13 protein-coding genes are annotated in these 13,784 nt (G+C 60.1%); 6 read left to right on the forward strand and 7 right to left on the reverse strand.

All coding sequences use genetic code 11. The features are described 5' to 3' along the window. Nucleotides 1-77: 77 nt before the first annotated feature. Nucleotides 78-563 carry a peroxiredoxin gene (locus ATU_RS03845; RefSeq protein ID WP_010971143.1) on the reverse strand — a complete coding sequence of 162 codons (486 nt, stop codon included), beginning with the start codon at nucleotides 561-563 and terminating at the stop codon, nucleotides 78-80. A gap of 100 nt (nucleotides 564-663) precedes the next feature. Continuing rightward, entirely contained in the window at nucleotides 664-1,512 is an 849-nt protein-coding gene (locus ATU_RS03850; protein WP_006309831.1) for a protein-disulfide reductase DsbD domain-containing protein, read from the reverse strand. Between the two features lie 161 nt (nucleotides 1,513-1,673). On the opposite strand from ATU_RS03850, the gene ATU_RS03855 reads away from it, so the two are divergent. The 3 genes from ATU_RS03855 (at nucleotide 1,674) to ATU_RS03865 (ending at nucleotide 3,831) form a co-directional block, all read left to right on the forward strand. Beyond that, the gene (locus ATU_RS03855) at nucleotides 1,674-2,279 is read left to right on the forward strand and encodes a YqgE/AlgH family protein (protein ID WP_010971144.1); all 606 of its coding nucleotides are present in this window, start codon (nucleotides 1,674-1,676) and stop codon (nucleotides 2,277-2,279) included. A gap of 106 nt (nucleotides 2,280-2,385) precedes the next feature. Further along, entirely contained in the window at nucleotides 2,386-2,577 is a 192-nt protein-coding gene (locus ATU_RS03860) for a CsbD family protein (protein WP_006309833.1), read from the forward strand. A 159-nt stretch (nucleotides 2,578-2,736) separates the two neighbouring features. Beyond that, a complete protein-coding gene (locus ATU_RS03865; protein WP_035256337.1) occupies nucleotides 2,737-3,831 on the forward strand; it encodes a zinc-binding metallopeptidase family protein in 1,095 nt (364 codons plus the stop codon). Nucleotides 3,832-4,009: 178 nt separating this feature from the next. Here the strand turns inward: ATU_RS03865 and ATU_RS03870 are convergent, their stop codons facing one another. The 4 genes from ATU_RS03870 to thrC form a co-directional block, all read right to left on the reverse strand. Next, entirely contained in the window at nucleotides 4,010-6,925 is a 2,916-nt protein-coding gene (locus tag ATU_RS03870) for an EAL domain-containing protein (protein ID WP_006309835.1), read from the reverse strand. After that, the gene (locus ATU_RS03875; RefSeq protein ID WP_006309836.1) at nucleotides 6,922-7,521 is read right to left on the reverse strand and encodes a GNAT family N-acetyltransferase; all 600 of its coding nucleotides are present in this window, start codon (nucleotides 7,519-7,521) and stop codon (nucleotides 6,922-6,924) included. The genes ATU_RS03870 and ATU_RS03875 overlap by 4 nt, the downstream gene beginning before the upstream one ends. 93 nt (nucleotides 7,522-7,614) lie before the next feature. Continuing rightward, nucleotides 7,615-8,913: a M16 family metallopeptidase gene (locus tag ATU_RS03880; RefSeq protein ID WP_010971146.1), complete on the reverse strand. Its 1,299-nt coding sequence runs from the start codon at nucleotides 8,911-8,913 to the stop codon at nucleotides 7,615-7,617. Between the two features lie 21 nt (nucleotides 8,914-8,934). Then, nucleotides 8,935-10,332: a threonine synthase gene (thrC, locus tag ATU_RS03885; RefSeq protein WP_035256339.1), complete on the reverse strand. Its 1,398-nt coding sequence runs from the start codon at nucleotides 10,330-10,332 to the stop codon at nucleotides 8,935-8,937. Nucleotides 10,333-10,607: 275 nt separating this feature from the next. Here thrC and ATU_RS03890 point away from each other — a divergent pair, with 275 nt between their 5' ends. Beyond that, nucleotides 10,608-11,147, forward strand: a complete 540-nt coding sequence (locus ATU_RS03890; protein WP_035256727.1) for a PilZ domain-containing protein — start codon at nucleotides 10,608-10,610, stop codon at nucleotides 11,145-11,147. A 408-nt stretch (nucleotides 11,148-11,555) separates the two neighbouring features. Here the strand turns inward: ATU_RS03890 and ATU_RS03895 are convergent, their stop codons facing one another. Beyond that, nucleotides 11,556-12,245, reverse strand: a complete 690-nt coding sequence (locus ATU_RS03895) for an HAD family hydrolase (RefSeq protein WP_010971150.1) — start codon at nucleotides 12,243-12,245, stop codon at nucleotides 11,556-11,558. A 214-nt stretch (nucleotides 12,246-12,459) separates the two neighbouring features. Between ATU_RS03895 and ATU_RS03900 the strand changes: the two genes are divergently transcribed. Further along, nucleotides 12,460-13,140 carry a GntR family transcriptional regulator gene (locus tag ATU_RS03900; protein ID WP_010971151.1) on the forward strand — a complete coding sequence of 227 codons (681 nt, stop codon included), beginning with the start codon at nucleotides 12,460-12,462 and terminating at the stop codon, nucleotides 13,138-13,140. A gap of 45 nt (nucleotides 13,141-13,185) precedes the next feature. Next, complete coding sequence (locus ATU_RS03905; RefSeq protein ID WP_010971152.1) at nucleotides 13,186-13,650, forward strand: DUF1284 domain-containing protein; 465 nt, start codon at nucleotides 13,186-13,188, stop codon at nucleotides 13,648-13,650. Nucleotides 13,651-13,784: the final 134 nt, after the last annotated feature.

The following is a 13,784-nucleotide window of genomic DNA, read 5'->3' on the forward strand; positions in this document are numbered from 1 at the left end:
TCAAGGCCCGCGAACGATAAGTCCGCGGGCCTGATTAATATTTGATGTATCAAGTTGTGTACTTAAGAATGGGCTTGTTAAAGCTGCTCAATCATTGCCGCGGCTGCCGAAACGGTCGCCTGGCCGGGGTTCTCTTCGACGTTCAGAGACTTCACCACGCCGTCTTCCACCAGCATGGAATAACGCTTAGAGCGCACACCAAGACCACCGCCGGAAAGATCGGCATCGAGGCCGAGCGCCTTGGTGAAGGAAGCGTCCCAGTCGGCGAGGAAGTGGATTTTGCCCTGGCCGCCCGACGATTGCGCCCAGGCGCCCATTACATGCCAGTCATTGACGGAGACGACCGCGATATCATCCACGCCCTTGGCGAGAATGGCGTCGCGATTTTCGAGATAGCCCGGCAGATGGTTCAGCGAGCAGGTGGGGGTGAAGGCGCCGGGAACGGCAAAGAGGACCACCTTCTTGCCGCCGAAAAGCGCGTCGGTGGTGGTTTCCACCGGGCCATCGGCCGTCTTTTCCTTAAAAGTTGCGGAAGGTAGTTTTTCGCCGATCTTGATGGTCATGTCCGTGCTCCTCTGGTCGTTCGGTTCGCGCGACTATAGAGCAGGGACATGAAATCTGTCATGCGGTTTTCGTTTGAAATGCCGTATGCCAGACACCCGCTCAGGGCTTGGGAAAATTCAGCACCGTTTCCATCGCCCGGTCGCCGGATTTGACCAGGATGGGCCAGCTGTTTCCCGGCACCTGGTAGGTTTTCGGAAGGCCTTTGATGTTCATGTAGAAGGAGAGCTTGCGCTTGTCGCGCACCAGGTTCTGCGGTTCGTAATAGGCAAAACCGGAAGGGCCGGCGATGAAGATTTCGGTCTCCTTGGGCGCATTTTCCGGGAGCTGCAGCTGCACGCCAAGCATGGTCTTGTCAGGGGTGATGTGGAAATCGATGACCTTGAAATCGTCGGAAGCCGCTTCGGGCAGGGTTTCGCGCGCCTCTTCGAGAAGGCGGCGTTCCTCACTGTCATCATCGGCAGCATTGCCGCGGCTGATGGAAAATTTCGCCTCGAAGGGAATGCAGATATTCTGGCACACGCCGATGAAGGCGGTGATGTCGATCGTCCCGCTTGCCGCCGGATCGGTGGCTTTCAACTGAAAGGGAAGGCTGACGGCGTGGTCATAACCGATATCGGTGATATCGCCGTTCTCGATCAGTTTCGGGACGGGATAGGCCATGGTGGTCAGGCTGACGCCGCTTGCCGGATCGGGGGTGATCTGCGGCGGTATGCCGGCTTCGCCCGGTTCGCGCCAATAGGTTATCCAGCCGTCCTTTGGCTCGATCTGCAGCACGCCGCGCACCACGCCGTCAGCATCCATGGCAAGGCTTGCCACCCGCATCTGGCCGCCTTCGCTTCTTGCCCAGTCGGTAATTTCGGCCTGCGCGGCTTGCCCGCCACCGAGAAGGGCGGCGAATACGACGGCGAGGCGAAGATGTGAAAATCGAAAGAATATCCTGACGCTCATGCTTCCCGTCTAACCCAACATCGGCCAGTGGACCAGTTACGAATTCGTGCGGTTCATCATTTTCGGTTGATTGATCGGGCGCTATGCCGCATCCTACGCACTGTCGAAGTGCGAACGCCGTTTTCCGTGCAAGGATGGAATTCGGTCTGCTGGAGGCGCCGGTGAGCTTTTCAACCCTGATGGACAAACGCGAACGTGGCTCTTTCGATAGCCAGTTCCTGATCGCCATGCCGGGGCTGGACGATGGCAATTTTGCCCGTTCGGTGATCTATATCTGCGCCCATTCGGACGCCGGCGCCATGGGCTTCATCATCAACCGCCCGCAGCAGATTACCTTCACGGACATTCTGCTGCATCTGAAGCTGGTGGATAGCAACGACGCGATCATGCTGCCCAACCGCACCCGCGAATTTCCGATCCAGTGCGGCGGCCCGGTCGAATCCGGCCGCGGTTTCGTGCTGCATTCGGATGATTATTTGAGCGAATCCTCCATTCCGGTCAGCGATGATATTTCGCTGACGGCGACGCTCGATATCGTCCGAGCCATCTCCAATGGCCGCGGCCCGCAAAAGGCGACCATGATGCTCGGTTATGCCGGCTGGGGTCCGGGCCAGCTGGAAAACGAGATCGCCAATAATGGCTGGCTGAATTGCCCGGCGGCGGAAGAGCTGATCTTCGACCGTGGTCTGGACAATAAATATGAGCGGGCGCTGGCCCTGATGGGCGTCGATGCCCGTATGCTCTCCACGGATGCCGGGCACGCCTGAGCCCATTTTGTTCTCGATTGTTTTTTGCTGGAACCAAATCCTGATCCCTGACGTTACTCACCCGGAAAGCCGAACAGAAAGTACGGCTTAACTAGGGAGAAGTAAAATGGGTAGCACATCTGACAAGATCGCCGGTAAAACCAATGAAGTTGCCGGCAAGGTGAAGAAGAACGTCGGCGAAGCGACGGGCAATAATGAATTGCGCGCCAAGGGTGCCGCCCAGGAAACCAAGGGCAAGGTGCAGACTTCTGTCGGCAAGGCGAAGGATGCCGTCAAGGGCGCCGTCGACCGCATGTAATATTGCATGAATTGATGCGCCCCTCCCACAACAGGGCGCGTGGAGCGCATGTGTTATGGCACATGCGCTCTTGTCGTGCGTGGGCCAAGGCTGACACGTTCGTCATGCCGGTATCTTATGTCTGCCTTTCCTCCTCCGACCATTGCAAGGGTGTCACCCGTGAAGCTTTTCTCCTGCGCGTCCTGCGGCCAACCTGTTCATTTCGACAATCGCTTCTGTGTCGCCTGCGGCCACCGTCTGGCCTTCGTGCCGGAACGGCTGTCCATGGAAGCGCTCGCACCTGCGGGTGAACCGAACTGGCAGATCATCGCGGAGCCGGATAGGCAGGTGCGGTTCTGCGCCAATGAGGTGAACGATATCTGCAACTGGTCGGTGCCGGCGGAAAGCGCCAGCGCCTTTTGCCCGGCCTGTAGCCATAATCGCCTGGTGCCAGACATTGCAACGGAAGAGGGGATCGAGCAGTGGCGCGGCATCAGCCAGGCCCAGCGGCACCTGTTTTATTCGATCCTGAAGCTTGGCCTGCCGCATCCCAACCGTGATGCTGATCCCGCCGGCGGTCTCGTTTTTGACTTTCTGGTGGATGAGGTGGCACCCGATGGCTCCATCATTCCCGCCATGACCGGTCACGACGAAGGCCTGATCGCCATTCGCGCCGCAGAGGCCGATGATGCGACGCGCGAACAGGTACGCGCCAATATGAATGAGCCCTATCGCACCATGCTCGGCCATTTCCGCCACGAGGTCGGGCATTTTATCTGGAACAAGCTGGTGCGGGACGCGAACCGGCTGGAAGCCTGCCGCGCCGTTTTCGGCGACGAGCGCGAGGATTACGCTGCCGCCCTGCAGCGCAATTACGAGGGCGGGCCGCGACCAGACTGGCAGGAGAATTTCATCAGCTCCTATGCCTCGGTCCACCCATGGGAGGATTTCGCCGAATGTTTTGCCCATTATCTGCATATCGTCGATACGCTGGAGACGGCGCGCGCCTTCGGTGTGGCGATAGACCCCGACGGACATGAGGAAATGGCGGCGGAGGTGACCTTCGATCCCTATAGGGCCCGCAGTGCCGCACAGCTGGTCAAGGCCTGGATTCCGCTCAGCGTCGCCATCAATTCCATTCAGCGTAGCATGGGGGAGGCGGACCTTTATCCCTTCGTGCTGACGCCGCCGGTGGTGGCGAAGATGGAGTTCGTTCACGACCTCCTGCATGGGACGGTGGCGGCGGACGCGCCGCAGATGGCGATGGGTCAGTGATCGTTTGGCGAGAAATCCAAGACTTTTGAGGAGAAGGAATAATCTCTCCTCCGTCATCCTCGGGCTTGTCCCGAGGATCTGCCAATGGTCATTTTAGGATGCGTGATTAGATCCTCGGGACGAGCCCGAGGATGACGTCGTACTCGTCTAGGGCAGACACATCACCGCACCCCTTCGCTCAAGACGCCCGCTTCGTCGGCTGGAACCGCTCCCGCAGCAGCTTCAGCGCTGCATCGCCGGAAACCGGGGTGCCGAACATGAAGCTCTGGCCGAAATGGCAGTTCATGCGCGCCAGTTCCGCCGCATCCTCGGGCGTTTCGATGCCTTCCGCCACCACCTGCATATCGAGCGCGCGCGCCATGGCGATGACCGAGCGCAGGAGCACGTTGCGCTTGTCGCTGGTATTGGCCACCAGCGCCTTGTCGAGCTTGATGGTGTCGAAGGGGAAGCGGGTGAGATAGGCGAGCGACGAATAGCCGGTGCCAAAATCATCCATGGCGAGGCTGAGGCCCGTTTCCTTGAGTTTGGAAAGCACAAGCCGCGCCTGTTCCGGGTTTTCCATCACGACGGATTCGGTCAGTTCCAGCTTCAGCTGTTGCGGATTGCAGCGGGTGCGGGTCAGCATGCCGCGCACATCGTTGTACAATTCGTTGTTCAGCAATTGCGCGCTGGAAATATTGACAGAAATGAAGATCGGCATCTTGTCGATGGCATGCTGCCAGTCCATCAGGTCGGTCGCCGCCCGTTCCAGTGCGAACATGCCGAGAGGCTCGATCAGGCCGGAAGCCTCCGCAATCGGAATGAACTCGCTCGGCGGAATATTGCCGCGCTTGGGATGTTCCCAGCGCATCAGGGCCTCGAAACCGGCCAGCGCGCCATCGTCAAGCTTGACGATCGGCTGATAGGCGAGGGACAGCTCCTTGCGCTCGATGGCGCGGCGAAGGTCGCTTTCCATCTGCAGGCGGTCGGTGCCGGACGTGCGGAAGGCGGGGCGGAACGGCTCGACGCGGTTTCCGCCGGCGCGCTTGGCGCGATACATGGCCAGTTCGGCGTCGCTCAGCAGCCCGGCCGCACTTTCCTGCTGGTCGATCCACGAGACGAGGCCGATGGAGGCGGTGAGGATGATTTCGCGATTGGCGAAATTGATCGGCACCATGATCGCCTTGTTCACCGCATCGGCGAAATCGGCAACCCGCTGCGGATCGCGCTCGGAGGTCAGGATCAGGCCGAATTCATCACCACCGAGACGCGCTAGCGTATCCTGCGGTTTCAGCAGGCGGCGCAGGCGCCGGGTGAGCGCAATCAGAATATTGTCGCCGGCGGCAATGCCGAGTGTGTCATTGACCAGCTTGTAACGGTCGATATCGATCGCCATCACGGTCGGCCGCACGCCCTCGCTATCGGGGGACAGGTTGAGGATCGATTGCAGGCGGTCGAGGAAGACCTGACGGTTCGGAAGCCCGGTCAGATTGTCGTTCATCGCATCCTGCAACAGCCGCTCGACCGAATTTTTCTGTTCGGTGATATCGGTGATGGTGCCGACGCAGCGGATGATTTCGCCGTTGGAGCCAAGCACCGGACGGGCGCGGATTTGCAGCCAGTGGAAATGGCCGTCTTCGGCGCGAATGCGGAATTCGTGGTTGAGGCGGCCTTTGCGGTGATCGAGCAGCACGTCAAGCGTCGCCTTGAACCGGTCGCGGTCGTCCGGATGCAGACGTGGCAGCCAGTTACGGGCCGCGCCATGCATGGTGCCAGGTTCCAGCCCCAGTCGGTTGGAAATGTCAGGCGTGGTGACGATGCGGTCACGTGTCACGTCCCAGTCCCACACGGTGTCGCCACTGCCCGTCAGCGCCAGCGATTGGCGCTCGAGATCGGAGAACAGGCCCTGCTGATAGGCGCTGCCGGCAAAGGCATGCTGAATGACGGTGAAGCCGATCAGCAGCACGATCAGCACCAGCCCGCCGCCAAGTGCGGGCTGCACGATGTCGTTGTCCAATTGTCCCGTTACCGTCAGCCAGCTGCCGAACAGCCAGACGAGAATGAGTGCCCAGGAGGGCACGAGCAAAATCGCCCGGTCGTAACGGTTGAAGCCGAGATAGATAATGAGCGCGATACCGGCCGTCGCCGTCAGCGCAAAGGAGACGCGGGCGATACCCGAGGCGACCGAAGGATCGTAGATCGCCACGCCAAACAGCAGCGCCAGACCCACCACCCACGCAAACGTCGCGTAGCCCAGATGCGCGTGCCATCGGTTCAGGTTGAGATAGGTGAAGAGGAAGACCACGAAGCTGGAGGCGAGCGCCACTTCGGCGCCCGCCCGCCATATTCGTTGATCGCTTGAGGTGACGGTGATGAGTTTTTCGAGGAAACCGAAATCGACGCAGATATAAGCGAGCACCGCCCATGCCAGTGCGGCCGATGCCGGCAGGACCGAGGTGCCCTTGACCACGAAAAGGATGGTCAGAAGCACGGCCAGCAGGCCGGCAATGCCGAGCACGATGCCGCGATAGAGCGTGAAGGCGTTGATCGTGTCCTTGTAGGCTTCCGGTTCCCAGAGATAGATCTGCGGCAACTGCGGCGTGGAAAGCTCGGCGACGAATGTGATGACGGAGCCGGGATTGAGCGTGATGCGGAACACGTCGGCATCCGGGCTCGGCTGCCGGTCGAGTGCGAAGCCTTCGCTCGGGGTGATGGCGATGATGCGCTGCGAGCCGAGATCGGGCCAGAACAGCTTGGAATTGACGAGACGGAAATGCGGCGCGACGATCACCCGCTCCAGCTGCTCCTCGGAGACGTTGGCGAGCGCAAAGACAGCCCAGTCACCCTGATGGTCTTCGGAACTGGCGCGCACTTCGATACGGCGGCGGATGCCGTCAGGGCCGGGTGCGGTCGAGACCTGAAAGGCTTCGCCCTGATTGGCATAGATATCGGTCGTTGCGGTGAGATCGAGCGCCGTGTCGTCACGGGAAATCTTCACCGGTTCGAAAGCGTAGGAATGAGAGGCAAAAAGCACGAAAAGAAGGAAAAACGGCACAGCCAGTGCGATTGCCGCCAGACGTTTCGACAGGCACGGCGCAGTGTGATTGTAGGTCATGTATCGTACTTCGTTCCGCCGGAGCTTTGCTTGTCGGCAAGAAGGGAAAACATCATATGATCCCGCCATTGGCCATTGATTTTCAGATATTCCCGCAAGAGGCCTTCCCGCTGGAACCCGGCATTTTCGAGAAGCCGGATGCTTTTGAAGTTTTCCGGAATACAGGCTGCCTCGATACGGTGCAACTGAAGTCCGTTAAAGATGTAGGGTATTACCAATTTTAATGCGGCAGACATATGGCCTCGTGCCGCGTGCCGTTCGCCTGTCCAGTAGCCGATCATGCAGCTTTGTGCGGCGCCCCGGCGGATGTAACCGATGGTGATGCCGCCGACGAGCAGGGTTTCTTTTTCGAACAGCAGAAACGAGACGGCGGTGCCGGAGGAAAATTCCTGGCCGTTGCGCACCACGCGCATGCGGAAGGCGCCTTCGGTCAGCTCATCCGGGCGCCAGGTCGGCTCCCAGGGCTGAAGAAACTGCCGGCTTTCCGAGCGTAGCACATGCCATTGCTTGAAATCGCTGTAACGCGGCAGTCTGAGGAGATGATCGGCGCTGCGCAGTTCCGGCGTGTCGTTATGTCGGGAAAGAAAACGCAGCATTCACGATCCCTGGGCGGCAGATATCGCCATCCGCAAGCGGGACGGCGAAAAAGATGAGCGGTCTTCGCCTTTAAGTCCCGCTCTCATAGTGGTTTATCCGTTCGCCTTTATCCTTGCAGGCTGCTGCGCGGACAGCGCGGCAGTGATGTCTGAAAGCGGCGGCAGCTGTTCCAGCGGGCCAATGGCAGACAATGTCGGAACTGTATCGAAAAATAGCCGGCCTGCAAGATCGGTCAGGCGCTCCCGGGTGATGTCCTCGAGGCGCGTCATCATTTCTTCATTGGGGATGGGGCGGCCGTAAAGCATCATCTGCCGGGCAATCTGGCCGGCGCGGGCAGCCGGGCTTTCCTGTCCCATCAGCAATTGCGCCCGAATCTGTGCGCGGGCGCGGTTGATTTCGTCCTGATGGATAGTCTCAGAAGACTTGCGCAATTCATCGACGATGACGGGTATCAGTTCCGGCAGGTCATTGCCGCCGGTCGCCGCATGCACGCCGAAAATGCCGGTATCGGAAAAACCCCAATGGAAGGCATAAACGGAATAACACAGGCCGCGCGCCTCGCGCACTTCCTGGAAGAGACGCGATGACATGCCGCCGCCGAGAATATTGGCGAGAATCTGTGAGCAATAGAAGTCGCGGGCGTGATAGGCCTTGCCCTCGAAACCGAGCAGCACCTGCGCATCCATCAGGTCGCGGGTCTCGCGGATTTCCCCGCCGGTATAGATCGCCTTTTCCATGACGGGCGGTGCCGCCGGCACGAGCGGCAGCGAGGCAAAACGCTCTTCCACCTGCTTCACAAAGCTTTCGTGATCGACCGCGCCGGCGGCGACGACGAAAATCCGGTCCGTCGTGTAATTGCGGGCGAGATAATGCCTGATCTCACCGCTCGTGAAGGATTGCACGGTGTCGGGCGTGCCGAGGATCGGCCGGCCAATGGTCTGGTCGCGATAGGCGACGCCGGAGAAATTGTCGAAGATCACGTCGTCAGGCGTATCGGTCGCAGCGCCGATTTCCTGGAGAATGACGTTTTTCTCGCGCTCCAGCTCGTCTTCGTCGAACAGCGATTCCGTCAGGATATCAGCAAGGATATCGACCGCGAGAGGAACATGGTCTTTCAGGACGCGGGCATAATAGGAGGTTGTTTCCGTCGATGTTGCGGCGTTGACTTCGCCACCGACGTTTTCGATCTCTTCGGCGATCTGCCGGGCGGTGCGGCGCGCCGTACCCTTGAAGGCCATATGTTCGAGAAGATGGGCGATGCCGTGCTCGGCAGTCGTCTCGTTGCGGGACCCGGATTTGATCCACACCCCAAGAGCAACGCTTTCGAGATGTGGCATTCTTTCCGTAACAACGGTCAACCCGGACGAAAGCCGGGTCACATTAACTCTCATACTCAACGTCTTTCCGCGTCTCTATTTGCCGGCGCGTGCATGTTGGCCGATGAAGGTTTCCACGGCTTTCAGCTCTGCGTCCAGAATGTCGAAACGCTCCTCCCGGTTCATAATGTCAGCTAGCCATACTGGAAGCGCAGGCTCGATTGCGCAAGCGGATTTTACAGCGGCCGGGAATTTAGCCGGGTGGGCGGTCGACAGAACCACCATCGGGCTTCCCGCTTTTTCGTGCTTCTCAGCCACGAAAACGCCGGTCGCCGTATGCGGGTCGATCAGGTATCCGGTCTTTTCAAGTGTGTCGCGAATGGTCGCCGCAACCTGCTTTTCGGTGGCGCGGCCGGCACGGAAATCCTTTTTGATGAATTTCAGTGCCTTCGGCGGAATTTCAAACGCGCCGGACTGCTTCAGGCCATCCATGGACGCCTTCACCGCAGCGGAATCGCGATCATAGGCTTCAAACAGCAGGCGTTCGAAGTTGGACGAAATCTGGATATCCATCGAAGGCGAGGTGGTGGGCTTGACGCCGCGCATCTCGTAACGGCCGGTCTTCAGCGTGCGTGCCAGAATGTCGTTGTCATTGGTGGCGATGACCAGCTTGTCGATCGGCAGCCCCATCTTCTTGGCGACGTAACCGGCGAAGATATCGCCGAAATTGCCTGTCGGAACGGTGAAGGAAATCTTCCGGTCCGGGCCGCCGAGCGACAGCGAGGCGGTGAAATAATACACCACCTGCGCCATGATGCGCGCCCAGTTGATGGAGTTGACGCCGGAAAGCTTCACGCCGTCGCGGAACTTCACGTCGTTGAACATCTCTTTGACCAGCGTCTGGCAATCGTCGAAATTGCCGTTGATCGCCAGCGCATACACGTTGGAAGCGGTGGATGTCGTCATCTGGCGCTGCTGCACCGGCGAGACCTTGCCGTTCGGGAAAAGGATGAAGATATCGGTGCGTTCGCGCCCGGCAAAGGCATCGATCGCCGCACCGCCGGTGTCGCCCGATGTGGCGCCGACAATGGCGGCGCGCTCGCCGCGTTCCGTCAGCGTATAGTCCATCAGGCGGGCGAGAAGCTGCATCGCCACATCCTTGAAGGCGAGCGTGGTGCCATGGAAAAGCTCCAGCACGAAGGTGTTCGGGCCGGTCTGCGTCAGTGGCACGACGGCAGGGTGACGGAACGTCGAATAGGCGTCGTCGATCATCGCCTTGAACTTGTCGGCCGGAATTTCGCCGCCGGTGAAACGGTAGAGAACCTCGAAGGCGACGTCCTGATAGGATTTTCCGCGCAGGTTGCGGATTTCCTTCTTCGACATGGAAGGCCACTCGCGCGGCACGTAAAGCCCGCCGTCACGGCCAAGGCCTGCCAGCAGCGCGTCGCAGAAACCAAGCGAAGGGGCCGCACCCCTGGTCGATACATATTTCACGAGATAGTCCCTTGTCCTTAACCGGTCTGTCCGTGCCGTTACCGGCTCTTTATCAGCAGCATCCCGCCGGAATGAGGCGATTGGCGAGGTAATGAAGGGCTTTTTTGAAAATTCAAGCAAAACCGAACATGCCAATCGATTTTTTCCGGCGTCGCTGCTATAGACCATCGCCAACCTGCGTGAAAGGTCAATAAACAGCGTCTCCGGTTCGGTTCCGGGACAATGGAGAGGGAATTAGAAGAGTGTCAGGGAATTTCTTGCGTTTGTCCGCCGCGATGTCGCTTCTGGCCGTCGTTGCAGGATGTAATTCCTCCAATCCGTCGGACTCGCTTGCCGTCAATCCTCCGGCCGCGCAGGCCAATGCCGTCACCCCGGTGGTGCAGGCCAACTGCCCGACGGTGACGGTTCTCGACGCCAATGCCGTGCATCGCGTTTACGCCGGTGGCGCCAAGGACGATCCGCAGAAACTCGCCTATCAGGTGTCGCTGTCAGATACGACACGGTCCTGCTCCGCCAATGAATCGACGCTGACGGTGAACGTCCTGGCGCAGGGCCGCCTCGTTCCCGGACCGATGGCCAAGCCCGGCCGCGTCACCGTACCGATCCGCGTGACGGTGAAGGACGGCGACGGCGAGATTTTCGGCGAAACGACCAATTTCGCCATCGACGTTTCGGCAGGCGGAGCGGGCACACAGTTCATCTTCAACAACGACCACGTCGCCATTCCCAACGGACCGGGCGGCGCGGCGCGGTCTGTCAGCGTCTATATCGGATTTGCCGAGCAGGGTGCGAAGGCCAAGACCAAGCGCCGGTGATTTGGCGAGCCGGAGCCTCTTTTTGCATGCTTTGGCTCAAGTGGACTACAAACCGCTACCCATCCGCGACGTCATCCTCGGCCCTGTGCCGAGGATCTAATTACGTCGAATAAAATCAATCGGTTGCAGATGCTCGGGACAGCCCCGAGCACATGACGCAGGGGAGGGTTTTGCGTTTCATCGGCTGTTCTGCCACGGTTGGTAAGCAGCCATCAGCGACGCCGGGCCTCTCGATACTCGTCCATGGCTATAAAAAAGGCAGGCGGCAAAACGTCCCTGGCAGGACGCAAATTGTCCAACTCGTCATCCGTCATCTCAGGAAAGTCGATCGCATCCCAGTCCGCTTCGGTATAACCACAGCCGGGTCGGAATTCCTTTTGCGTCTGGGATGTGACCACATTTACCTCCTCAAAAAGCGCCTTCCCACTCCGCCATCGCCGCGATCACGGCCGGCAGGTCCTGCATGCGCGAGATCACCGTTTCCGCACCCGCATCCGTCAGCCGGTCGGCGTGGCTCGGATAGGTGTGGGATGCGCCGGTGAAGCCGATGACGCGCATGCCGGCGGCTCTCGCGCCGTGAATGCCGTGCACGGAATCCTCGACCACGACGACCCGATCGGGCGAGACGCCAAATTGCGCCGCGCCATGCAGGAAGATATCCGGCTTCGGCTTCACGCGGTCGGCGCCGAGATCCTTGGCGGAATAGATATGCGGCGCGAAATAGGGTTTCAGGCCCACCTTCGTCAGCATCATGTCGAGGCGGTGGCTCGAGGAGTTCGAGCAGATGCAGCGCGGCGTCGTCAGGCGCGAGAGCGCGAACTTTACGCCGTCGATGATCTTCACGTCGCGTTCCAGCCGCATGTCGAGCAGCTTTTCAGACTTGTCGAGCAGCGATGCGGAGAGCGGAATGCTGGCTTCGCTTTCCACCTGCAGGAGGATGTTCTTCCAGGTCATGCCAGCGAAGCGCTCGCCCATTTCCTCGACGGAGATCGGGTAACCGGCCTCGGTCAAAAGGCGGGATTCCACCTGGGCGGCGATGATTTCGGAGTCGACCAGAACGCCGTCGCAGTCGAAAATAATGAGGTCGAAGCCGCTCATGGGCGCTCCCTTTATCGGATTTGCTCGGAAGAAAATGATGCCGGGCTTTTAGACCATGTCCGCGCCAAGCTCAACCGGTTCGCCCGCAAGGGTCGGTCCCGCCGGGCTCATAGCTTGGCGAGGAATGGGTTAGCGGCTGCCGGGCTTCGAATATTCGGTTTGACGTCCCTAAAAACCGCTACACAGGGCCGCGGCATTTGCGTTAAGGGATAATATGCCCAAGCCAGAAAAAACCACGCCCGAAGACACCATCGCCGCACGCATCAGCCGCACTCTGGCCGAGCGCATCGTTCGTGGTGAGCTGTCGCCGGGCGAACGTCTGCGGCAGGATCATATCGCCGCCGAATTCGGCGCTTCGCATGTGCCGGTGCGCGAGGCCTTCCGCCGGCTGGAAGCGCAGGGGCTGGCCGCCAGCATTCCGCGCCGGGGTGTGCGGGTCGCGGATTTCGGGCTCGACGATGTGCGCGAGGTTGCGGAAATGCGCGCGGCCCTCGAGGTGCTGGCGCTGCGCCACGCTATTCCCAACATGACCCCTGCCATTCTCGATCAGGCGGAAGCGGCCACCCTTGAAGGCGATAGCGCCGTCGATGTTCAGCATTGGGAGGAGGCCAATCGTCGTTTCCACCGCCTCATCACCGCGCCCTGCAACATGCCGCGCCTGATGGAGGCCATCGATGGGTTGCATGCGGCGAGCGCCCGTTTCCTGTTCTCCGCCTGGCGGGCCGGCTGGGAACGCCGCACCGATACCGATCACCGCGCAATCTTGGATGCGCTTCGTGGCGGCCGCGCCGAGGAGGCGGTGCGCATTCTCGATGGACATGTGCAATGGATTGGCCGCAAGGCGATCCGCACCTCGTCCGGCTCGGTGCGTGACGCCTTCGCCATCGTTGGATAGGGCGGAGCCGTGACCGTCCGCCTGCGGCCCCACCACCTTCTCTGTATGCTGACCTATATCGGCAAGGGCTACACATCGGGCTTCGTGGAAAATTACGACCGCGTTGCCTTCCGGCTGAATGCGGGCGAAGATATCGAGCTGGTGGAGGGGGCGGACGACGTCTGCGAAGGTCTGCTCTGCGAAAGCCACGCCCACTGTTTCAACGACGGTATTGTGCAACGGGACGAGACGGCCCGTCTGTCGGTTTCGACGCTTCTTGGCGAAACATTGATTGCCGGTAAAAGGCTGCGGGTGACGCCGGATTTTCTCGCCAAGATGCGCTTGGCTTTCGCCGCCGGAGACATCCGGCAGGCCTGTCGCGGCTGCCAGTGGATCAAGCTGTGCGACCGTATCGCGGCTTCGGGATTTGCCGGCGTGAAAATCGGCGTGCCGTCACAGGTGGTGCCGAAGGATGCAACGCGCCATCCGATGCTCAGGCCCAAATATGGGCCGTCCGGCCGGAAATTGTGATGTTCTAAATTCCGCCGGCCCTCATCCCTGTGCTTGTCACAGGGATCCAGCCGGCGCGCGTCCACGCGACGGGGAGACTCCTTTCAGCCCAAGGACTTGGGCTGGCTAGATTCCTGTGACAAGCACAGGAATGA

Source organism: Agrobacterium fabrum str. C58 (assembly GCF_000092025.1).
Classification (GTDB): Bacteria; Pseudomonadota; Alphaproteobacteria; order Rhizobiales; family Rhizobiaceae; genus Agrobacterium; species Agrobacterium fabrum.